This is a genomic window from Streptomyces sp. NBC_01508 (assembly GCF_045040315.1).
In the GTDB taxonomy this organism is placed as follows: Bacteria; Actinomycetota; Actinomycetes; order Streptomycetales; family Streptomycetaceae; genus Streptomyces.
The window spans coordinates 1,592,685-1,614,827 of the sequence record NZ_CP109419.1 but is presented as its reverse complement, the minus strand read 5'-3'; the positions used below and the strand labels follow the sequence as shown (position 1 = coordinate 1,614,827).

General features: G+C 69.8%; 20 protein-coding genes and 1 pseudogene. 13 read left to right on the top strand and 8 right to left on the bottom strand.

Annotated elements, in window-relative coordinates:
- The first annotated feature begins 117 nt into the window (after nt 1-117).
- Nucleotides 118-2,136, top strand: a complete 2,019-nt coding sequence (locus OG700_RS07250) for an NB-ARC domain-containing protein (protein WP_405610649.1) — start codon at nt 118-120, stop codon at nt 2,134-2,136.
- 54 nt (nt 2,137-2,190) lie between these two features.
- Here OG700_RS07250 and OG700_RS07245 read toward each other — a convergent pair whose 3' ends face one another.
- The gene (locus OG700_RS07245; protein ID WP_405610646.1) at nt 2,191-3,882 is read right to left on the bottom strand and encodes a translation initiation factor 2; all 1,692 of its coding nucleotides are present in this window, start codon (nt 3,880-3,882) and stop codon (nt 2,191-2,193) included.
- Between the two features lie 301 nt (nt 3,883-4,183).
- On the opposite strand from OG700_RS07245, the gene OG700_RS07240 reads away from it, so the two are divergent.
- Both OG700_RS07240 and OG700_RS07235 read left to right on the top strand, forming a co-directional pair.
- On the top strand, nt 4,184-4,645 hold the full coding sequence (locus OG700_RS07240) for a hypothetical protein (RefSeq protein WP_405610643.1): 462 nt from the start codon (nt 4,184-4,186) through the stop codon (nt 4,643-4,645).
- Between the two features lie 304 nt (nt 4,646-4,949).
- Nucleotides 4,950-6,116: an IS701 family transposase gene (locus OG700_RS07235; RefSeq protein WP_405621376.1), complete on the top strand. Its 1,167-nt coding sequence runs from the start codon at nt 4,950-4,952 to the stop codon at nt 6,114-6,116.
- Nucleotides 6,117-6,299: 183 nt separating this feature from the next.
- On the opposite strand, the gene OG700_RS07230 is transcribed toward OG700_RS07235, so the two are convergent.
- Both OG700_RS07230 and OG700_RS07225 read right to left on the bottom strand, forming a co-directional pair.
- Nucleotides 6,300-8,075 carry a serine/threonine-protein kinase gene (locus OG700_RS07230; RefSeq protein ID WP_405610640.1) on the bottom strand — a complete coding sequence of 592 codons (1,776 nt, stop codon included), beginning with the start codon at nt 8,073-8,075 and terminating at the stop codon, nt 6,300-6,302.
- Between the two features lie 34 nt (nt 8,076-8,109).
- Nucleotides 8,110-9,555 (bottom strand): MFS transporter, encoded by a 1,446-nt coding sequence (locus tag OG700_RS07225; RefSeq protein WP_405610637.1) that lies wholly within the window; start codon nt 9,553-9,555, stop codon nt 8,110-8,112.
- A 170-nt stretch (nt 9,556-9,725) separates the two neighbouring features.
- Between OG700_RS07225 and OG700_RS07220 the strand changes: the two genes are divergently transcribed.
- Entirely contained in the window at nt 9,726-10,334 is a 609-nt protein-coding gene (locus OG700_RS07220) for a TetR/AcrR family transcriptional regulator (RefSeq protein WP_405610634.1), read from the top strand.
- 53 nt (nt 10,335-10,387) lie between these two features.
- Here the strand turns inward: OG700_RS07220 and OG700_RS07215 are convergent, their stop codons facing one another.
- Both OG700_RS07215 and OG700_RS07210 read right to left on the bottom strand, forming a co-directional pair.
- Complete coding sequence (locus OG700_RS07215) at nt 10,388-11,332, bottom strand: NADP-dependent oxidoreductase (RefSeq protein WP_405610631.1); 945 nt, start codon at nt 11,330-11,332, stop codon at nt 10,388-10,390.
- A 45-nt stretch (nt 11,333-11,377) separates the two neighbouring features.
- Complete coding sequence (locus OG700_RS07210) at nt 11,378-12,244, bottom strand: oxidoreductase (RefSeq protein WP_405610628.1); 867 nt, start codon at nt 12,242-12,244, stop codon at nt 11,378-11,380.
- Between the two features lie 198 nt (nt 12,245-12,442).
- Here OG700_RS07210 and OG700_RS07205 point away from each other — a divergent pair, with 198 nt between their 5' ends.
- From OG700_RS07205 to OG700_RS07165, 9 genes are all read left to right on the top strand, one after another.
- Nucleotides 12,443-12,847 (top strand): hypothetical protein, encoded by a 405-nt coding sequence (locus OG700_RS07205; protein WP_405610625.1) that lies wholly within the window; start codon nt 12,443-12,445, stop codon nt 12,845-12,847.
- Between the two features lie 238 nt (nt 12,848-13,085).
- On the top strand, nt 13,086-13,478 hold the full coding sequence (locus OG700_RS07200; RefSeq protein WP_405610622.1) for a DUF4240 domain-containing protein: 393 nt from the start codon (nt 13,086-13,088) through the stop codon (nt 13,476-13,478).
- A gap of 333 nt (nt 13,479-13,811) precedes the next feature.
- A complete protein-coding gene (locus tag OG700_RS07195; RefSeq protein WP_405610619.1) occupies nt 13,812-14,222 on the top strand; it encodes a hypothetical protein in 411 nt (136 codons plus the stop codon).
- A gap of 76 nt (nt 14,223-14,298) precedes the next feature.
- Complete coding sequence (locus OG700_RS07190) at nt 14,299-14,445, top strand: hypothetical protein (RefSeq protein ID WP_405610616.1); 147 nt, start codon at nt 14,299-14,301, stop codon at nt 14,443-14,445.
- A 199-nt stretch (nt 14,446-14,644) separates the two neighbouring features.
- Entirely contained in the window at nt 14,645-15,079 is a 435-nt protein-coding gene (locus tag OG700_RS07185; RefSeq protein WP_405621504.1) for a BRCT domain-containing protein, read from the top strand.
- Between the two features lie 483 nt (nt 15,080-15,562).
- Nucleotides 15,563-15,985 (top strand): hypothetical protein, encoded by a 423-nt coding sequence (locus tag OG700_RS07180; RefSeq protein ID WP_405610613.1) that lies wholly within the window; start codon nt 15,563-15,565, stop codon nt 15,983-15,985.
- The gene (locus OG700_RS07175) at nt 15,949-16,650 is read left to right on the top strand and encodes a hypothetical protein (RefSeq protein ID WP_405610610.1); all 702 of its coding nucleotides are present in this window, start codon (nt 15,949-15,951) and stop codon (nt 16,648-16,650) included. The genes OG700_RS07180 and OG700_RS07175 overlap by 37 nt, the downstream gene beginning before the upstream one ends.
- A gap of 83 nt (nt 16,651-16,733) precedes the next feature.
- Complete coding sequence (locus OG700_RS07170; RefSeq protein ID WP_405610607.1) at nt 16,734-17,216, top strand: GNAT family N-acetyltransferase; 483 nt, start codon at nt 16,734-16,736, stop codon at nt 17,214-17,216.
- A gap of 133 nt (nt 17,217-17,349) precedes the next feature.
- Nucleotides 17,350-17,736, top strand: coding sequence for a hypothetical protein (locus OG700_RS07165; RefSeq protein ID WP_405622262.1), 387 nt, complete (start codon nt 17,350-17,352; stop codon nt 17,734-17,736).
- A 115-nt stretch (nt 17,737-17,851) separates the two neighbouring features.
- Here OG700_RS07165 and OG700_RS07160 read toward each other — a convergent pair.
- From OG700_RS07160 to OG700_RS07150, 3 genes and pseudogenes are all read right to left on the bottom strand, one after another.
- Nucleotides 17,852-18,947, bottom strand: a pseudogene (locus OG700_RS07160) (ATP-binding protein); the annotation flags it as partial.
- A gap of 322 nt (nt 18,948-19,269) precedes the next feature.
- A complete protein-coding gene (locus tag OG700_RS07155; protein ID WP_405610604.1) occupies nt 19,270-19,845 on the bottom strand; it encodes a TerD family protein in 576 nt (191 codons plus the stop codon).
- 114 nt (nt 19,846-19,959) lie between these two features.
- On the bottom strand, nt 19,960-22,086 hold the full coding sequence (locus OG700_RS07150; protein ID WP_405621502.1) for a DEAD/DEAH box helicase: 2,127 nt from the start codon (nt 22,084-22,086) through the stop codon (nt 19,960-19,962).
- Nucleotides 22,087-22,143: the final 57 nt, after the last annotated feature.

Below are 22,143 nucleotides of genomic sequence, written 5' to 3'. Positions count from 1 at the left end.
GCGTCGGGGGACTCGAACGCATAGAGTTGCCAGCCATGTGAGGGCGTGTCAGCCGGGGGCTCCCTGCCGCCTCCGGAGTGCCCCTGACACGGCCTATCGGGAGTCGGGATGGTTGGTATGACGTATGAACTCCCGCCGGGGGTCGTGCATTTCGTCAACCGGGAGAGTGAGCAGAGCCGTGCGCGTGCCGCGGCCCGTGAATGGTCCGGTGGTTCGCGGCCGTTGTGCCTCGCGCTGAGCGGACCCGGCGGGTCGGGGAAGACGGAGCTGGCCTTCCGTATCGCCCGCGAGTTGAGGGGTGACTACCCGGACGGTGTCCTGTACGTGGACCTCGACGACCTGCGCCGGGACGGCGCCGTACAAGTGGCCGACGTCCTCGGCCAGTTGCTCGGGTCCCTGGGGGTCGGGCCGGACATGCTCGGGCATTCGTTCAAGGCCCGGTGCAAGCAGTACTGGACACAGACGGACGGCAGACGGCTCATCGTCGTCATCGACAACGCCCGCTACGGCGCGGAGGTCGTGCCGCTGCTGCCGTCGTCCGGTACGAGTGCGGTGATCGTCGCGAGCCACGGGCCGTTGTACGACATCGCGGACGGCGCCTCGGTCGATCTGGTCCTGCCTCCGCTGGACGCGGCGGACTCCGCCGAACTGCTCCAGCGCGTCGCCGCCGACCGGCGGCTCGCCGACGAGCCCGAGGCCGCGGGCCGGATCGTCGCCCTGTGTTCCGGACTGCCGGCCGCCCTGCGGGTCGCCGGCCACTGGATGCGCAGGTACCACCGCAGGCCGCTGGCCCGACTCGCCGCCGAACTGACCGTCGAGTTCCACGAGAAGGGCCTGCCCGTGGTCGAGCAGGTGTGGGACGCGGCCTACCGCGCGCTCGGCCCGAACGCCGCCCTGCTCTACCGGCTGCTCCCGGAACACCCCGGTCCGTCCTTCACCCCGGAGTCCGCCGCGGCCCTCCTGGGTCTGGGCTCCGACCGGGCCGAAGAGGCGCTGGAAGAACTGGAGACGGCCGGTCTGCTCGACGCGCGTGATGTCCTCGGTACCGAGGACGGCAGGATGCGGCTGCCCGAACTCCTGCGCGCGCACGCCCGCCGTCGCGCCCGGCAGGACGGCGACGAGACGGAACCCGCCGAGGCGAGGCGGCGCGTCGTGACCTGGTTCCTGCGCCAGGCGCAGCGGGCCGACACCTTCGCCGCCGGAGGCCGACTGGTCCTCGCGGAGCCGGTCCGGCCGATCCCCGGCGCTCCCGACGCCCCCGACACGGCGCTCGCCGACCCCGCGCACGCCGGGGACCGCCAGGAGGCGAAGGCCAGAGCGGTGCGGGCGGCACGCTGGCTGCACACGGAGCGGCACGCGCTGTTCGCGTCCGTACGGATCGCGTACTCGACGGGCCTCGACACCCAGGCGTGGGCGCTGTGCGAACCGCTGTGGACGCACTGCCTCGACCACCCGCGCCAGGCCGACACCGTCGAGGCGTTCCGCACGGGAGTCGCCGCGGCGGCACGCGCCGGGCAACTGCCCGCGCTGGTGCGCATGTGCTGCCAACTGGCCCGCCCGCTCTGGGAACAGGGCGAGACCCGCGCCGCTGCCGACCAACTCGACCGCGCCTTCACGGTGTTGAACACCCTCGACGCCTCGGAACAGGTGGCGAGGCTGACCGCGTCGGCCATGGAGTTCCGCGGCATGCTGCACGCGGCGGAAGGCGACTGGGCCGCCGCGGCGGCGGAGTTCGAGCGCTCCCGGGAGGCGAACCGGGCGATCCCCAACCCGTACGGTGTTCTGCTCCAGACGTACCGGCTCGGCCAGGCGTCCGCCGAACTAGGCGAACTGGCGGACGCGGCACTGCTGTTGGCCGAGGCGCGCGAGGCGGCCGTCGCGTCGGGGCGCGAGCGGCTGACGGGGCGGATCGGCTTCGCGTACGGGCGGGTGCTGCGCGAACTCGGCCGCACGGACGAGGCGCGCCCCCTGTACGCGGCGGCGCTGGCGGCTGCCCGGGACCGGGGTTCCGACGCGGACGAGGTACGCGTCCTGGACGCCTTCGCCACGCTGGCCGAGGAGGACGGTCACCCGCACGAAGCCGAGGAACACCGCGCGGCGGCCCACGCCGTCCGCGTCCGCAACGGCCTCGCCTAGAGCCTGTCCTCAATCGCCCGACGGGCTGCGTGCGCGTCCCGCCCGGTCACTGAGCTAGACGGTGCGGGCGGCATCTTCCGGGGTCGCGGGAGACAGCCGCACCCGGTACGGCAGGCCGCCGATCACACAGGTCGACATGGCGAGTCCGGCGCCCGGCGCGCCCCGTCCCGGCCGCGTGCGGAGCTGTGCGTGAACCGCTGACAGGACCGCCGCCGGGTCGGTACGGACGACCCGGCCGTCCTGCCGGGCGGCATCGATCCGTACGGATGTCAGCGTGCCGTGCCGGGCCTGGACCAGGCAGTTTTCCGGAGACAGGATGACCGCTGCCGTACCGCAGCCCGGATACGCGTCGAGGACGTGCGCGACCCACCCGGCCACCGTCCACACCGCGCTGTACGGGGAGGCCGGTGGCCCGCCGCCCGTACGCCGGTAGAGCAACCCGGCGCTCTGGAGGTGCCGTTCGCCCGCCGCGCCGTGCTCCGCGGCGAGGTGATGCGCCGCCAGGTCCGTACGCGCGGAAAACCGTTCCACCATCGTCTGGGCACCGCCCACCTGGACACGCACCGCGAAGGCGACGGGCACCCGGGCCGCAGGCGCGGGCGGAGGCAGCGGCCTCGGGGCGACGGGTGCCACGGGAGGGGCGAGGTCCAGCAGACGGTAGAACTCCCGCCGGAGCCTTTCCAGGACCTGTCCCTGCCCGGTGAACGCGGACGTCGCGGCGGTGCGCCCGGTCCCCGGCCGGTAGCGGGCCAACTGCTCCTCGACGGCGGCGCCGTGGTCCAAGCGTGGTACGCGGGACAGGAGTTGGGCCATGGGGCTGTCAGGTATGAGTTCACCGCCGCTGCCGCTGCCGCTGCCGACGTTGCCGTTGCTTTTGCCGCCGTCGTACGCGGAGAGGATCGGACGGTCCTTCGCGGCGGCGAAGTACAGGGCGGTCGAACCGTGGTCGGTGATCAGCGCGTCGCCGGCCACCAGCACCGCCGCCCAGTGCTCGTACGGTCCGGCCAGGACCATCCCCGCGTCGAGCGCGGGCGCGAGCTGTTCGGCGAGGTCGAAGTCGCCGGTACGGCTGCGCTGGTTGGGGTGCACGAGGAGCGCGAGTTGGTAGGCGTCCTGCGGAAGACCGGCGGCGAGTTCGGCGGGCAGGGAAGGGCGCCGCTCCAGCAGCGACTCCGGACCCCAGGTGGACGACAGGACGATCAGCTTCCGCGCACCTGATCCCAGCGCACCGCGATACGCGTCACGCCGGGGCAGGGACGTGAGGATACGGTCCAGCGTCGGGTCCCCGACCACGGCGGCGCGCGCCGCCGCCCGTGGGCTGAGCGCCGCCAGGCGGGCGACCTGGCTGGGATGCGCCAACGCGTGCAGCGCCGTCGTCGCGGTGCCGCCACGGAGCAGGAAGTCCGGGTCCAGCCCGGAGGCCGTCCCCCGGGAACCTTCCCCCTGGACGCTCTTGCTGAAGCCGGCGCCGTGCGGGAGCAGCACCCGGGGTCCGCGCAGGAGGTGCAGCGGGCCTTTGGGACTCGCGGTGACGATCAGGTCGTACGTGGTGCGGCACGCCTCGTCCCAGGGGACGGTGCGCGCGTGTGCCCGCTCGATGTCGGCGAGCGCGTCGAGTCCGAAATCGGAACCGGGCACAAGGGTGAAGACTCTGCTGACCCGCTCGTCGCCGGCGAACACCGGCAGCACATCAAGAAGCCTGTGCAGCGCCATCGCGGACCGCGCGGCGAACAGAACGGTCAGCATCGTCGCCCGTCGCCCGTCGCCCGTCGCCCGTCGCCCGTCGCCCGTCGCCCGTCGCCCGTCGCCCGTCGCCCGTCGCCCGTCGCCCGTCGCCCGTCGCCCGTCGCCCGTCGCCCGTCGCCCGTCGCCCGAGTTTGGTCGATTCTAGTCGCGTACTGCCCTTCGGACATGCCTTTTCCGCAGATCAGACCAGGCGCGGTGGGCTCTGTCGGCGGCATCCGCCGATCGTACCGCCGGACTTCGCTGTGGCGGACGTCCCCGGAATCCCGCTTGATTTCCCGCTCGGCCAGGAAGAATGGCCACCATGAGTGAGTGGGGAATCGCGTTGATCGCGGCAGGCGCGGCGCTGACGGGCAGCCTGGTAACCGGGTGGTACACGCGAAGTACCGGCATACGGCAGGCCGAGGCGGCACGCCATGCGGGAGACCGGCAGGCAGACGCGCTGCTGCACACGGTCCGGCTGACACTCGGCGAGCAGCGGTCGGTGCGCGTGCTCGATCTGAGGCGTCAGACCTACGTCGACTTCATCGCGGCGGCGGAAGTCGTCATGCTGACCGGCCGCACCGGAATCGGCGCGGCGGACGACGGCCCCGCACTCCAACGTGCCTTTGGCGCGGTGGCGTTGGAGGGACCGGACACGGTCACTCGCGCGGCCGGTGAGCTGGTCGACGGCCTCCGGCTCAACAGAACGATGGATGAACTCGAAGGCGCGAAGCGGGACTTCGTCGCCTCCGCGCGGTCGGCCCTCGGGTCCTCCCCTGGCTAGGGCGTGTTGCGAAAGTCCCCCTGGCCGACGACGCCTGGCACGCACACTCTCCCCCGTAGCCCGAGGGGGCACGGGAGGTGCCCCCTCACCGCGTTGACAGAGTTTTCGAAGGCGTCCAAGTACGGCCGGGCCATCGGCAACGCCGATCCTCCGCCTTGCGATCGCACGCACCGGACGCCGTCGGCCCCGCCCTCCGGGCGGACGGCGCCACTTTCGCCACACGCCCACTGCAAACGCGGTTGCAGTACTAGTACTGCAACCGCGTTTGCAGTGACGACGTGACGTCGTGGTCGTTGTGCTTGTCATGGGTGGGGACCTCGAAATCGGTGACGTGCGGCGGTGGGCGGTGGGGCTGGAAGAGGTGCACGAGCGGTTTGTGCACCGTTTTCAGCGTTCGGAGCCCCGCGAGTCGGCGCTGGCTTACATGCGCGGGTTGGTGTCGTCGCTGGAGCGGAAGAACGCGTGGACGGTCGCTGAGCGCGCGGGGCATGACCGGCCGGACCGTTTGCAGAGGCTGCTCAATACGTGTGACTGGGATGCCGACGAAGTCCGCGACGATGTGCGGGAGTTCGTGATGGAACATCTCGGTGACCGGCAGGCGATCCTGGTCGTGGACGACACCGGGTTCTTGAAGAAGGGGGTCCGCTCGGCCGGTGTCCAGCGCCAGTACACGGGCACGGCGGGCCGGATCGAGAACAGCCAGGTCGGCACGTTCCTGGCCTACGCCACCGAGGTCGGCCACACGCTGATCGACCGGGAGCTGTACCTGCCCGCGTCCTGGACCGAGGACCGGGACCGCTGCCGCACCGCGGCGATCCCCGACGAGGTCACCTTCGCCACGAAGATCGAGCACGCCAAGGCCATGATCGAACGGACCCTCGCAGCCCGGGTGCCGTTCGCGTGGCTGACGGCCGACGAGGCATATGGGCAGGTCAAGGGGTTGCGCTACTGGCTGGAACAGCGTGGGGTGTTCCACGTGCTGGCCACCCGTCGGACCGACACTGTCGTAACCGCCTCCCGCATGGACCATGTCGTGGAGGAACTGGTGGCGGGCCTGCCCCGACAGGCATGGAAACGCCGCTCGTGCGGGTCGGGCGCCCACGGCGAGCGGGTCTACGACTGGGCCCGGGCACCGATCCGGCCCTGGCGTGAGGAGGGCGTCGAGCACTGGGTTCTGGCCCGTCGCAGCGTCACCGATCCCACCGGGATCGCCTACTACGTGTGCTTCGCACCCGAGGGCACCACCTTGAACACACTGCTGGTGGTGGCCGGCCGCCGGTGGACGATCGAGGAATGCTTCCAGACCGCGAAGAACGAGTGCGGCCTGGACCACTACCAGGTCCGCAAGTACCACGCCTGGTATCGGCACATCACGCTGGCCATGGCGGCCCACGCCTACCTGGCAACGGTCCGTGCGCAGGAGCTGAAAAAGGGGGCTCACGATCCGCTGACCAGTACCTTGTCCCACTGAGCCTGCCCGAAATCCGCCGCCTGACCGCCCACCTCACCGCACGCCTCCTGCCCTCACTCGCCCAGGTCCTGCACTGGTCCCACTGGCGGCGACGAGCACAGCACCGAGCACGCGTCAGCCACTACAAACGACGAGGCCACAGCCCGTGACTAAACCATCGTCACAGCAAACACGGTTGCAGTACTAGGCGTGGAAGCCGCTGCACACGATGGATGTGTACTTCGTGGGTCTGTCCTCGACGTGGTAGATCACCACGGTCCAGTCGCCCCGGTCGTCGTCGACCGGGATCGCGTCGACCGTACGGGCACCGAAGTGGGCCCGGAAGTCGTCGGGATAGCTGAGTTTGATGGTTCCGCCCGAGGACCACTGGGAGTAGAGGTCGACGGGCTTGCTGGTGAAGCCGATGCCCTTGCCGACCGACTTGAGGGGGCGGCCGGTGGTGCGGTCGGTCTCGTGCGGAGGGCGTATCCCGACGGACACGTAGTACGGCGCGGGGCGTTTTCCGCTCCCGGCGGTCTTGGGGCGCAGGGCCACCGACGCGGTGCCCGAGCCGGTGGTGTGCGAGACGGAGGACTGTAGGTCCATCGGCGGCGAGGAGTTGGCGAAACTGGCCAGATCGCAGAAGCCGATGCCCTGGGCGGCCTGCTTCGGATCGTCCGAGAGGGCCCAGCGGTCCTGCGAGACACGGTCGTTCACGATGTGGTCCGGCGGGCGTCCCGCCGGGGCCTTGGTGGCCGGCCGGGACGTGGTGGTCGGCCGGGACGTGGTGGTCGGCCGGGACGTGGTGGTCGTGCTGGCCCCGGTGCTGGGCGCCGCTTCGGGGTCCTGCTCGTTGCCTCCCTGCTCGGGGAGCAGCCAGAACGCCAACGGCACGACGAGCGCCACCGCGCATACCGTGAGCCAGCCCTTGCGCCGTCCGGGCCGGGAAGGCGGAGGAGGAGGCGGCTGACGGTCCGGTACGGCGTACGGGGTGGTCTCGTCGTATCCCCAGCGTGCGGGCTTGGCGTGCTGCGTGGCGGGATCGGGATCGGGATCGGGATCGGGGTCGGATTCGGGATCGGCCACGGACACGCGCTCCGCCACCGCTTCCGCCTCCACCTCCGGTACGACTTCGGCGTCGCGGGCCACCGAGCGGTAGTGGACATCGTCGGCCAGCGCCGAGTCCACCGCGCATCCGGCGATCACGGCGGCCAACTCGGGCCGTTCCGCCGGGTCCTTGGCGACGCATCGCCGGATCAGCGCGGCCAGATCGTCTCGTACGCCCGCCAGGTCGATGTCTTCGTGCACGGTGCGGTAGCTCACCGCCGAGGCGTCGCCACCTCCGTACGGAGGCCGACCCGTCACGGTGTGGGCGATCGTCGCTCCCAGCGCGAAGATGTCCGCCGCCGGGCCGACCTCATTACGGAGGAGAACCTCGGGCGCCGCGTAGCCGGGTGTCCCCGGCGCCATTCCGGTCCGGGTGAGGATCGTCCGCTCAACTCCCCGGGCGATGCCGAAGTCGATCAGCTGGGGTCCTTGCGGCGCGAGGATGACGTTCTGCGGTTTCAGGTCCCGGTGCGTGACCCCGTGGACATGGACCGTGGCCAGCCCCTCGGCGAGCGCGGCGAACAGCCCCAGAGCACTCTCGGGCGGGAACGGGCCACCCGTGCGCACGGCGGCGCGCAGCGTGGGTCCCGGTACGTACTCGGTGGCCAGCCAGTACGGGGCGGCGTCGAAGGACGCCTCGATCAACTGGGCGGCGTAGGGGCTGCGTACGGCTTCCATGGTCGCGGCTTCCCGCCGGAACCGGGCCAGCGACTCCGGATGGTCACTGATCTCGTCACGGATCACCTTCACGGCCACCAGCCGGCCGCCCGGCGAACGGCCGAGATACACCTGCCCCATGCCACCGGCGCCGAGCCGGGCGAGAATCCGCCACACGCCTATTCGTTCAGGATCCTGAGGTCGCAGCTCATCCACGGCACGACTTTGCCACATTCCGGCCTGTGGTGGACTACGAGGGACGTACAAAGTCCCCTTGTGTTCGGCGGAGTTGGGGCCCGAACCAGAACGCGGTCACGAGCAGCAGGGACAGGGCGGCGAAGCCGGCCGCCCAGCCGAACATGCCGGAGACGGTCCGGCTCGGGTCCGCGCCGTTCGCGGTGAACGGGATGAGCAGGACGGCCAGGCCGACGGTGCCGCCGATGGTCAGCGCGGCTTGCAGAATGCCCGCGGTGATGCCCGTGTCCTCGGGGCGGGTTGTCGACAGGATCGTCAGGTTGACCGGGACGATCGCCATTCCGACGCCGGCACCGAGCAGCACGATCTGCGGCAGTACGTCGGTGGCGTAGCCGCTCTGCCCGTCCAGGCGGGTGAGCCAGAGTGTGGCCGCCAGCACCACCGCCAGGCCGGTGACCGCGCGGAGCCTTCGGCTGATGCCCACCAGGAACGTGTTGAGCAGTTGGACGGTGAGCAGCATGCCGAGTCCGAAGGGGAGGATCGCGAGTCCGGTCTCCAGTGGGCCGAAGCCGAGCGCGGTGTCCAGGTACTGGATCAGGTAGAAGAGGAATCCGGTCAGTACCGCGGCGAGCGTCATCAGGCCGAGGAAGCCTCCGACGCGCTCCGCGCTGGTGAACACCCGCAGCGGGAGCAGGGGTTCGGGGGACCTCGGGTCGACGTACAGCAGCGCGCCCGTGAGGGCGGTCGCGGCGGCGAGCGAGATCAGCGTTCCGGTATCGCCCCACCCTTCCTCGGCGGCCCGGACCAGCCCGTACACGAGTGCCACCAGTGCGCCGGTGACCAGCGTCGAACTGGGCAGGCCCAGCGAGCGGCGGGCGGCGGCGGGGGGCCCGCCCCGGGTCAGGACCCTGTTCCCGACGACGACGATGGCCAGCGCCACGGGTACGTTCACGAGCAGGGTCCAGCGCCAGTCGCCGATCCAGGTCAGCACAGCGCCGAGGATCATCCCGGCCACCGCTCCCAGGCCGGTGATCACGGCGTACAGACCGAACGCCCGCTGCCGCCGCGCGCCGTCGAACTCGATGGTCAGCAGGGCGAGTCCGGTGGGTCCCGCGATGGCGGCTCCGGCGCCTTGCAGCACCCGGCCGGCCAGGAGAACGGGGAAGTTCGGTGCCAGCCCCGCCAGCAGCGACGCGGCGCCGACCAGGCCGACGCCGAAGAGGAAGAGCCGGCGGTGGCCGAGCACGTCGCCGAGTCGCCCCGCGAGCAGGAGCAGTCCGCCGAAGGCCAGGAAGAAGCCGTTGAGGACCCACGAACCGCCGGTGACCCCGAGCCCCAGGTCCGACTGGGCACCCGGAAGCGCGACATTCACGATCGTGCCGTCCAACTGGAGCATGAACTCCGCTCCGACGACGGCGAGGAGCACAAGCCTCCCGGGCGCGGGACGCCCTACGGGCCGGGCCGCGCGTTCGGGATCCGGGGGGCTGGTATCGGTGGACATGGAAGTGCCTCCTTCGTCGCGGCATGACTGGCATGACGGCATGACGGCATGACGGCATGACGGGATGTCCGGGGACGTCGGCCCCGGATCCGTAACCTGAGGAGACCTCAGGTTGTGCCGCTCAGTTAAGCTGAGGCGTCCTCATGTAGTCAACGGCGGGAGAAGCGGACATGGACGCGCCCCCCTTCATCGCCCAGCGCCCCAAGCGGGCCGACGGCCGGCGCAACTACGACGCGATTCTCGCCACGGCCCGGGCGGCCTTCGCGGCCCACGGCTCCGGCGCCTCACTGGAGGACATCGCCGGCCGGGCGGGCGTCGCCATCGGCACCCTCTACCGGCACTTTCCCAGCCGCGCCACGCTCATCGAGGCCGCCACCCGGGACGGCCTCGACGCGCTCGTCGCCGACGCCGTCAGGCGGGCGGCCGACAGCCAACCGCTCGACGCGCTCACCGGCTGGATGGCCGGCGCGGTGACGCACATCAGCACGTTCCGCGGCCTGGTCGGCATCCTCACCGAGGCGATGTACGACGAGGGCACCCCCTCGCACACGGCCTGCACCGCCATGCACCGCTGCGCCGCGGACCTGCTGCGGGCCGCCCAGGACGCGGGCGAGGTCCGCCCGGACCTCACCCCCGACGAGCTGTTCGACCTGCTGACGGCGGCCGGCTGGGTGCGGGAGCACTCCGCCCCCGGCCGGGACCCGAGCGCCCGAGTCCTGCAACTGATGCTGGAGGGAGTGCTGTTGCCGCCGCAGGAGGGACCTCGCCGGGCTGAGTAGCTGAGGAACTGCGGAGCAGCGGGTACGGCGGCAGCGGGTACGGCGGAGGCCGGTCAGCGCATCCGTAGAACGATCTTTCCCCGGCTGTGCGGCCCGGCGAGCGCCGTGTACGCCTCGCGGACCCGCTCGATGGGGTACGTGGCGCTGACGGCGGCGGTGATCTCGCCTTCGGCGAGCAGGGCGGCGAGTTCGGCCAGGACATCCGCACTGGCCGCGGCAGCGCTCCCGTCGCTCTTGGTGCCGAACTTCCGCGCGGCGGGGAAGTCGGCGATCGTGTTGATCCGTACGGGGGCGACACCCAGCCTCATGGCGAGTTCGACGTAGCCGTCCCCGTGCGCGTCGATGAACGCGTCGACGCCTTCGGGCGCAGCGGCACGGAGCCGTTCCTCGACACGTTCGGCACCCTCGCCGTACGCCACCGGCACCGCGCCGAGGGAGGCGAGCCAGTCGTGGTTGGCCTCGCCCGCGACGGCGAGGACCCGCACGCCCCGGCGGCGGAGCAACTGGACGGCCAGGGAGCCCACGCCGCCGGCGGCGGCGCTGACCGCGACGGTCTCGCCGGGCTCGGCCCCGACGGCCCGGACGGCCGCGTAGGCGGTGGTGCCGGCCACGAACAGGGACCCCGCCACGTCCCAGTCGACGGCCGCCGGCTTGGGCGTCACCTGGTTCGCCGGGACGGCGACGTAGTCCGCCTGCGCGGCGCGCCGGTCGGTGAACCCGATCACCTCCGCGCCGATCGGAGGCGTGGACACGGCGCTTCCCGCGGCGCTTCCCACGGCGACGACGCGGCCCGCGAAGTCGCTGCCCTGGCCGGAGGGGAAGGAGGCCGGCCAGACGTCGTGCATGAGCCCCTCACGTACCGGGATCTCGCCGGGATTGAGCCCGGCGACGACCACTTCGACGACCACCTCGTCGGCGGCCGGGGCGGGTGTGGCGACGTCGGCGATGTACAGGACGTCGACGGTTCCGTAGCGGTCGTAGCGGACGGCTCGGGGCATGCCGGTGCTCCTTCGTGGTGGTCGAGTTGGTGGTGGCCGAGGCGGTTATCGGCCGATGGAGTCGAGTTCGGCGACGGCGTCGGCCGGCAGGCGCAGCTCGGCAGCGGCGACGTTCTCCCGCAGGTGGGCGACGGACGAGGTGCCGGGGATCAGGACGGTGGTGGCCGAGCGCTGGAGCAGCCAGGCCAGGGCGACCTGTTGCGGCGCGGCGTCCAGGCGGGCGGCGACCGACGTCAGGGTCTCGGACTGCAACGGGCTGAAGCCGCCGAGGGGGAAGAACGAGGCGAAGGCGATGTTCTCGGCCGCGCAGCGGTCCACGAGCGCGTCGTCCGCCCGGTTGGCGAGGTTGTAGAGGTTCTGCACGGTGCCGACGGGCGCGATGGACTGCGCCTCGGTGAGCCGGACGGCCGAGACATTGCTGAGGCCGAGGTGGCGGATCAGACCCTGCTCGCGCAGCTCGGCCAGGGCGCCGAACTGTTCGGCGAGGGGCTGGTCGGAGATGCCTTCGGCCGTGCCCAGGCGCAGATTGACCACGTCGAGGGCGGCCAGGCCGAGGTGCCGCAGATTCTCCTGGACCTGGGTCTTGAGGTCGGTGGGCTTCAGCGCGGGGATCCAGATGCCGTCGTCGGTGCGACGGGCGCCGACCTTGGTGACGATGCGCAGGTCGGCGGGGTAGGGGTGCAGGGCTTCCTTGATGAGTTCGTTGACGACGGTGGGGCCGTAGAAGTCGCTGGTGTCGATGTGCGTGATCCCGAGCCGCACCGCCTCGCGCAGCACGGCGAGCGCCTGGTCGCGGTCCTTGGGCGGGCCGAAGACGCCGGGTCCCGCCAGTTGCATGGCTCCGTAGCCCATGCGACTGATCGTCAGGCCCTTCGCCGGGGTGAGGGTTCCGCCGGGAATGGTGGTGGTCATGTCGCGCCTTCCTACGCTCTCTGCCTCGGCCGTTTCCGCTGCTTCGGCCGTTTCCGCCGCTCTATCTCCCCGCGCGGCGATCCCGTCTCGGCCTGGATCTCCTTCACCGCGCCGGTCGGCCCTCGCGGGCCAGGCTCTGGGCGACGGGGACCGAGGACTCGACCTTCGACATCGCCTCGTCGGGGACGCCCCGACAAGTTGGACGAGCGCGTGGCTCAAGGAAATCTCGCGGAACCCGCAGACCGCCTGACGGAATTACGCCGCCTCGGTGACGAGCTGAGAGACATCAGCCGGGACGCAGGAATTCTTGCCCTACTGGAAAAGGAGCCGGATTTCAGCAGGCTGGAGATAACGGTCAGCGAGCCGCAGATCATTGGCCCGGGAGAGTATAGAAGTCTTGAACTCCCGGTCGACGTCAAGATTCTGTATGTGGTCAGGGACGGGGACACCCGCGAGATCCTCAAAGTGGGCGAAACGACGTCCGGCCGACCTCTTGTCGCGCGCTTCGACCGGTACCAACGGGCAGCGGATAGATTGGGAAAGAGGGTCGAGTCCGAAGTCCGGATACCCCGTTCGAATCCCTTCCCGGAGGAAGCCGACTGAGAACGGAAGGGTGGTATCGGAATGAGCGGGGTGAACTCGTGCCCCCGTACGGCGCCGCCCCTCCATCCTTCCGTCGCGCCAACGCACCTCCCGAAGAAGGCGCCGTCCGCGAAGTTCTGACGAGATCTACCGGTAACGTGCGGGCTGCGGCGACAGAAATGAATGTCACCACGGGCGCGATGTACAAGTGGATGACCCGCTACAATACCAACGCTGTTGACTACAGATAGGTCGCCCTGTGCTGCAATGGCTGGAATTTTGGGAACTGATCGGCCTGGGGAAAGAGGATCCGGATGCCCTGAACTCTAGGATCGCAAGATTTTCCGAGGCTGATCTGGTGGAGTTCTATTGGATCTACGAAGAGGCTGCTGCCGACCTCAAGGATGAAGAATTCACGGAACATCTGACTTGTCCTCGCACTGAAGATTATGTCGATGATATTGCCCAATGGGTGGTCGCCCAAGGGCTGGACTACTACGAGAGCATCATGACGGATCCGTCAAAAATTCCTGCGGAACTACCGCCGGGCGCTGTCCCGCCACCCTGGACAGGCGCGGCGTCCGAGTTCTACCGAGAGCGATACGGGACGCCTGTGCGCTTCCGTGAAGATCCCCCACCCAGAAATTCTTGATGAGCTCGCCGGGATCATACGCGAGTCAGGTTGTCAGGAAGGCGGACCGCCTGGTTCTGCCCGCAGCACCGCGGCGGCGTACGGGATCAGAGAAGCGCTACGCCGAATCGCTGGAGTATGTACAGCGGGACATTGATTGGCTCGCAGGTCAGCTGGTGGCCGACGATTTGCCTGATTCGGCGTCCTACGCTTACGAATTAAGCCTGGAGCTGACTTCTCTCTTCTGTGCCGCTGGGGCCGACCGCGATGTTTGGCAGGCATGGTCATCCTTGGCCTCCGTGGGTTCAGCGATCCGAGGAAACGTTCTCGAAGCCGCCGCGTACACTGCACTGAGTGGCCGATTTCGGAAAGGGCGAATTTTCGAGAATGCCTCCACCCGGACCGGATGCCCAGGCCGCGACCCTGTGGCGACTTACTGTTGATCCGGAACTCCCCTTGCAGGGTGTCGAATGCCGAGACGAATTGGATGAAGCCTGGCTGAAGCTGGCCGAGAGTATTCCCCAAGGAAAGCACGTGGACACGGAGGAATCACTTCAAGTTGTTGCGGACTTCTGGATTCAGGAGGATGAGGACTGGGGCTTGTTCCATCCCAGAAGCTATCCGTGCTTCGATCCCTATGTCTGTGCGGTAGCGGCACTCGCCTGCCGAGGCGGATATTCTCCTCGCAAGCTCTCCGCCGATGCGCTCAAATTCCTTGATCCGGGCCTGGTGCCACCGAATGCGGACTCGCCCCGCTCGGCTTGACTCTCAGGGCAAGTACCATACCCGCCGTCGCGAAAAGCGAGCGCAGCTCTTCGTCTTGAACCTTGGGGCTTGCCGTATGGAAGGTCAGATTCAAGTAGATCGCCGGCAGGCGGCCCAGCGTCACGGCTTCCACCAGATCGCGGTCTATGTCCTCTTCTTCGAAATCACCTGGTACGACAAGGGCTACGACTTGATAGCCGGCGAGGGCTCCTTCTCTCTGTAGCACCGAGAGCCGAGAGCCGAGATTCCCCATGAGGGCTACTGCTTCGCCGTGAGTGTTGAATTCTCGCTCGGAGACGAAGGTTTCGCAAGAAAGGTCCATTTGTTCCTACAGTGTCACTATCGCGGACAAAGGGGTCGCGCAGGCTGGCGCGGTGACGGCACCAAGCCCTCCCTCCCCCTCCGGGAAGGTGATCGCGGCGATGTCAGTGCCGGCCGACAGCGTCGCACCCATGAACCTGAAAGGCAGCACTGTCGCGCTCTCCGGTAGTTTCGACGCTTCTCGGGCCGGCGAGGCCGAGAGACGTCTGGAAGCCGCAGGCGCACACGTGACGGACGAGCTTACGCCTTCGACCGCCGCGATCTTCATAGGAGAGGAGACGTCGAGGGACAAGGGCAACAAGGCGTACGTCCAGGGCATACCGAAGTATGACGAGGCCGCGCTCCTCGCGGCGCTCGCGGTGCTTGTGGGCCCGGCGGGCGGGGACGGTTCCCGGCCCGCTCCTTTGCCGGACCTATTCGCGGACCCCGCCGCCCTCGCCGCGGCCGGCCCGGACGAGCTGGAGAGCCTGCTGACGGAAGCGGACTGCACATCCTTCGTTCCCGCCCGCGACCTGCCCCCTTGCGGGCCCGGCTGACCGCGCTGGAACGCGAGCACGGCCTCACCCCCGCGCACCGGCTCGCCACGGACAGGATCCGTGTGCGGGGCACGATGCTCAGCCGCCCCTACGGGCACCACTCGAAGATCAACGCACTGGCGCTCAGCCCTTCGGCCACCGGAGACTGGGGGCATGGCGAGAGCGGCACCGCGCGGGTCTGGGAGGTGGCGACCGGGCGGTGCGTCAACGTCCTGGAGTGGATCGACGGCGGCGTCGGCTGGGACGGCTACGCGCGCACCATGCGGTGGTCAGCCGACGGCCTGCACCTGGGCATGGCTTTTCGCACCAACACGGTTGGCGTGTGGGACCCGTTCGGCGAGTCCTCCGAGCCACGTGTGGAGGCCCAGGTGACCAATGGCGCTTCCCGTCCGCCGGCCTGGGCGCTGCATCCCGAGGGGCGCGGCGCCTACGTCGTGGCGGGGAACAAGGACCGGGTCAGTGTGGGCGGGAGCCTCCCCCCCGTTGGAGCACGGCGCCCTGTTCTGGCTGGCCGAGCATGCCGAGATGCCGCACGAGCACATCCTGGCCAAGGGGCCCGTACCGGCGAGCGTCCAGGACTGCGGGGAGGAGTTGGGGGTCGACCGGTCGCCCGTGTGGTCTCCCGACGGAAGCCGGCTGTACGTCGCCAATCGCTCCGAGGCGTTTGTCGTCGATGTCGCCACGGGTGTTCCGCTCTGGTGCACAGGGAACAGGGTCGACTGGCTCGCCGAGTGGAGCCCGGACGGACGCTACCTCGCTCATCTCCATCAACGGCTGCTGCACTTCCGTGACGCGGCCACCGGCCGCCCGGCCGCCCGGCCGCCGTACCGAACGCCGGGCCGCGCTGGGATCTGTCGCTGCACTGGGGCATGCGCGGTGACACGGCCCGACTCGCCGCCGTGCTGAGTGAGGTGGCGGCGGAGCCTGGCGTGGAGGTCTACGACGACGGGCGGCTCAGCCACCGACTGGCTGTCACCCCGGCGAGGACAGCCCTGGCCCGTGAGAACAAGGGCTTCGCGGTATGGGCCTGGGCACCGTCCGGAGACCGGGGAGCCGTCCTCACGGCAGCGGGGGCCATCGAGGTCTGGTGGCTGGGCGACGGCGAGCTGCGGCGACTGCGCACGCTCGCCGCCCCGGCCGGTACGCAGGGCGTGCTGTGGGGCATTGACGAGGTGATCGTCGCGGTGGGCGAGCGGGTGCTGCGGTTCCTGCGGGCCGACAGCGACGAAATCGTGGGCGCCTATACGTTTCTTCGTGAAGCGGACGCTGAGCTGCCGCTTCACGAAGGATGTGTCTACGACCACTTCGACGGCAGAATCCTCGCGCTCGACGAGCACACCTGGTGTCTGCCCGTCGAACCGGACATGGCGATCGCGCCACCCGAGCGCCGCGCCGGCGTCGAGGCGCAACTGGCCTGGATCGTCGACCGGCGCTACGCATGGCCGCTCCACTGGGGCCGGTTCGGCGTCTGGCCGGACGCGGCCACCGCGGTCGCCGCGGTCGCCAACCTCCGGTCGACGTCACCGGGCACCTGGAAACTGCGCCAGGCCGTCAGACAGGCAGCCGGGTAGGCGACTGCCGCCCGGTCGAACCCCGCTGTCGCGCGCCACGTCGGCAGTCGTACGGGAGATGAACTGGTGGCAGACTCGGGGCCATGGTGCGTCTGCGGGTTCTCACGGCGAGCGACTGGCCGTTGTGGCGGGAGGTTCGCCTGGCGGCGCTTGGCGAGGCACCGCACGCGTTCAAGTCCCGGCTCGAAGACTGGGACAACGGCGGCCAGGAGCTCTGGCGTGCACGCCTGTTGATGCCTGCCGCCCACAACCTCGTCGCGCTGCTGGACGGCCGACCCGTGGGGATGGCCGCCGGCCTTCCCGAGGGCAGTGGCGTATGTGAGCTGAGGTCGGTGTGGGTCGGTCCCCGAGCGCGGGGCCGCGGCGTCGGAGATCGTCTCGTGGCGGCGGTCGATGCGTGGGCCCGGGAGTCGGGAGCCGTAACGCTGAGGCTCGCGGTGCTTCCGGACAACGAGTCCGCCGTCGCGCTGTACCGGCGCAACGGGTTCGTCTTCACGGGAGAACAGGGCGACCTGTTGTCCGACAGGGTGACCAGGGAACGGGTGATGGCGAAACAGCTTCGCTGACACTTCTTCGCCGACGGGTCCCTTGGCCGTCCGTTCCCTCGGCCGTCCGGTCCCTCGGCGGTCGGGTCCGGCGGCCGTCCGGTGCGAAGGGCCTGCGCGGTGAATGCGGGAAAATGAGGAAAGGAACTGGGCGGTGTCGGACAGGGACCTTCACGCGAGTGAAGCGGGTCGTATCATTGTTCGTCTAAAGGCGGCCGGCTGGGACATGGCCGATGGAGCGGAGACGCTGGGTCTGGCCTCCATGACTTACCACAACGGCCGAATGCTGATCGAACTCGAACAGGACTATGAGCAGCGGGAGTTGCTTTTCACCCTGGAGTCTCCGGATGGCAGGGGGACTACCGTGTACCCGGTCTACGGGGACTCCCTCGAAGCCACCCTGGACGCGGTGATCGGCTTCCAGGACCGGGTCGGTCCGGAGAACTTCCAGGAAATCCTGAAGGAGCTGGTCGTGGCATGTTCCGAGGTCTACGTGCAAGAGGGTGATGACAGCGAGGCCCGGCTGCTGACGGCTGAGTAGTTGATACGTGGCGCGACAGGGCACGGCAACGCACGGCACACGACAACGCACGGCAAGCGCCGCGCGCCCGGAACGCCATGGGCGATCCGGGCGCGCTCAGCCCTGCACCAGCCCCAGGGTCCGGGAGGGGGAAGTCGACGACCAGGTCGAGGCGGCGGGTGAACGCGTCGTCCAGGTTGGCGCGGAGATTCGTCGCCAGGATGGTCAACCCGTCGAAGGACTCCATGCGTTGCGGGAGGAACGCGCTCTCCACGTTGGCGTAGCGGTCGTGTGCGTCCTTCACGTCCGAGCGTTTGCCGAAGATCGCGTCCGCCTCGTCGAGGAGCAGGACGCCGTTCACGCCCGCCGCCTCCGTGAAGATGCGCTCCAGGTTCTTCTCGGTCTCGCCCACGTATTTGTCGATCACCGTCGCCAGATCGACCGTGTACAGGTCCAGGCCCAGATCCGCCGCGATGACCTCCGCCGACATCGTCTTGCCCGTGCCCGAGTCGCCGGCGAACAGGGCCGATACGCCCCGGCCCCGGCCGCCGCCCGGCCGCATTCCCACTCGCACTGAGGTAGGCCAGTTGGACGCCGTCGGCCAGCACCCCGGCGAGGGGCGCCGGATCGCCGACGCCCGGTACCGCGTGCCACGGGGCCAGCAGGTCGGCCAGCCGCGGGTCCGGGGTGTCGTCGCCCAGGAGGTGGGCCGTGACCCGGTCCGGTACCCGCAGCGCGCGGCTCAGGAAGGGCCGGTCCAGGTCTTCGACCAGGAGCAGTCCACCGGCCCGCAGTGGGGAGCGGCCGGCCAGCCGGGCGCGGCCCACCTGGTCCGCCGGGGTCGAGCCGCACAGTCCCAGCGCCAGGCCGATGGACGGGCGGCGGCGGGTCACGTCGTCGTTCAAGTAGCCGTAGAACGCCTCGAACCGGTCGTCCAGGTCCGGTACGAGCGCGATGAGCAGGATCTCGATGTCGAGCGCGGTGAGGCCGAACTCCGCGGCCAGCGTGGTGAGTCGGGAGTCCGGTACCTCTTCGATCAGCTGCTCGTCGCGGGGCGGGAACGACCGTACGCCGTCCTCGTCCAGCAGCCTCGCGACGTTCTCCTCCGTCAGATACGGGCCCCTGAAGGCGTCGTCCGGATCCGGGTCGACGCGTTGCCTCGCCTCCACGGCGCGGCGGACGCGCTGCTCCACCGCCACGGCCCGCGCCAGCAGGTGCCGCAAGCTCGTCATGCGCCGGTGTCCTCCGGTGTCGTGCCGCGCGTCCCCGTGCCGGGCGTTTCGGTTCCGCGCGTCCCCGTACCGCGCGTCTCCGTGACGCGGACGGCGCCGGACGATCGCGGCGGCGCCGGATCCCGGTGCGGACGGCCGGGCCGTGACCCGTACACCGGCAGCCCCTTACGGCCCGGCTGGTCCTCCGTCCCGCCGGCCCCACCCCGTACCGGTACGTCCCCGAACGTCGCCCGCAGCCCTTCGCCACCAACGCCGCCGGCCCCGGGAGCCTTGCGGCTGCTCCGGTTCCGGCGGCGCGTGGTTCAGCTCAGCTCAGCCCTGCTCAGACACCGACGCCGAAGTCGGTGGCGATGCCGGAGAGCCCGGAGGCGTAACCTTGGCCCACCGCGCGGAACTTCCACTCCGCGCCGTTGCGGTACAGCTCGCCGAAGACCATCGCGGTCTCCGTCGAGGCGTCCTCGGTGAGGTCGTAGCGCGCGAGTTCGGCTCCGCCGTCCTGGTTCACCACGCGGATGTACGCGTTACGGACCTGGCCGAAGCTCTGGCTGCGGGACTCGGCCTCGTGGATGGAGACCGGGAACACGATCTTGTCGACGTCGGCGGGCACCCCGGCGAGGTTCACCTTGACGACCTCGTCGTCACCCTCGCCCTCACCGGTGAGGTTGTCACCGGTGTGCTCGACCGAACCGTCCGGGCTCTTCAGGTTGTTGTAGAAGATGAAGTGCTGGTCGGAGGGGACCTTGCCGGTCGCGTTGATCAGCAGCGCGCTCGCGTCGAGGTCGAAGTCCGCGCCGGTCGTGCTGCGCGCGTCCCAGCCCAGGCCGACGAGCACCGCCGTCAGCCCCGGCGCCTCCTTGCTGAGCGAAACGTTGCCGCCTTTGGAGAGGGAAACTCCCACGATCTTCTCCTGGTGCTCGATGGTATGGACTGATCAAAATCTACAACACTGTAGAAGTTGTCAGACAGCCGACTCGGCCCCCCACACACACGGTGTGCCACCGCCCGGCTCCGTTCACCTGGCGGAGCCGAGCTGGAACAGCACAGGCTCCTGGAGAGCTTGGTGCGCTCCTTCGAAGTCGGCGAGTCGTGCGGCGACCGTGGCCACCGCGAGTCTCTCGGGCAGGGCCGCGGAGAATTTGAGCCCCTGAACGGCGCGGCGGTCGACATCCGGAAGCACGAGAACCCTGCCACCGTCCGTGGCCTCGCGGCTCGCACGCCACATGTCGAGCGTCAGGTCTTCCCGCAGGCGCACATAGCAGTCAGTCGGCCGCTGCACCGGATCGGTGATCGGCGACAGCGTCGCCGCGAGTGTCGCGTTCGCGCGGTAACCGGCCCACGTCCACCACCGGACGTCGCCGCCCTGACACGCCACGAGTGTTCCGCCAGGATCCACGATCTCGGGGGCCTCTTCCTCGCGCCACGTGGCCAGACACAACTCGGCCCGCCGCGTGAGTGAGACCGGGGGATCGGCCCCCAGCAGGACTTCGCGCATCGCGCGTGTGAGGGCGAACGACAGCCCGACGAGTGAGCCACCGGTCCACTTGGCGACGCCGCCGCCGTCGGCCGGCTCGACGAAGACCCGCTTGCGCCCCCAGTCGATGAATGTCACCTGCCAGCTACGCCCGCCGAGCAGGAGCCGACGTGGGCCCGGACGTTCCTCGGTCAGTACCGAAGGATCCATCTGCCCGATCTCGGTGCGCCCGGACAGGACCGTGAACTGCGGGGGAGCGGTGAAGGAGGCGGTCAGTTCGATGAAGTGCCGTCGCCCGAAGCGCCGTTCGGCTTCAGGCCCGACGAACAGCAGACCGTCGTCCTCGTCCAGGAAACCCTCGGCCACCAGGTGACGCAGGACAGGCCGCGCCGAGCGGTCGAAGGGCGCCAGGCCGTTCCACTGCTCGGGCCACAACTGGTCGCCGATCCGCTGCTGCTGGAGGGTGACGGCGAGCAACTGCTGAGCCACCAGGTGACGAGGCTCGGGTGGCGGGGTCACCGACTCCACCCAGCCCCTTCCCCAGAGCAGGAGCAGCGCCGCTGCCTGAAGGAAACTGTCCTTCCGGGTGGCGAGGAACAGGCAGTTGCGGGTGTTTCCCGGACGGCGCCCCGTGCGCCCGATGCGTTGCAGGAACGAGGCGACGCCGCTGGGCGAGTCGATCTGGATGACGCGGTCCAAGTCCCCCACGTCAATGCCCAGTTCCAGCGTGGAGGTGGAGACGATGACGCAGTCACGGGCCTCGGCGAAAGCCTGCTCGGACCTGGCCCTCTCCTGCGCCGAAAGCGACGCGTGCGACAGGAACACCGTCACCTCGCGTTCGCGCAGCGCGGCCCCCAACTGCTCGACCTGCCGCCGGGAGTCACAGAACACCAGGCGTTTCTCGCCCCGGTGCAGTGCGGCGACGAGCTTGGCCGCGTTGTCCAGAGAGCCGACGTAGTCGAGCTCCACCTCACCGGCCGGCGGCGCGCCGCTCGACGGCGCGTCCGGTTCCATGAACGAGCCGGGGACGACGACACGCGCCGGCCGCCTTCCGGCGCCCGAACCTTGCAGCCAGGTGAGCAACTGCTCCGGATTGCCGACGGTCGCCGACAGCCCGATGCGCTGGATGGGACGTCCGGCCACTCTCTCCAGGCGCTCCAGCACCGCCAGCAGGTGCCAGCCGCGGTCGTCCCCCGCGAAGGCGTGGACCTCGTCCACGACGACCGCCCGTACACCTGCGAGAAGGTGCGCGTGATCGGTCTTCACGCCGATGAGCATGGCTTCCAGCGACTCCGGCGTGGTGAGCAGGATGTCCGGCCGGTCCGTACGGATGCGTCGCCGCTGAGACTCCTTCGTGTCGCCGTGCCACAGCGCGGCACGGCGACCGAGCCATTGGGCGTACCCGTCGACGCGGGTCACGAGGTTGTTGAGCAGTGCTTTGAGCGGACAGAGATACAGCACGGAGGTGCCGGTCCAGCGCTGCTCGGACATGGCTGAAAGGATCGGCAGGCACGCGGCTTCGGTCTTTCCGCCCGCCGTGGGAGCGAGCAGAACCGCGTCTTCGCCGTCCATCAACGGGTGGATCGCGGCCCGTTGCAGCGGTCGTAGATCCGGCCAGCCGAGTGTGTTCACCACGTGATGCAGGATGACCGGGTCGAGCCGGTCCACCGGATCCTCCTGGGCGGCCGCGGTACGAGCGGAGTGCGGGGGAACGGCGCCCGCGTC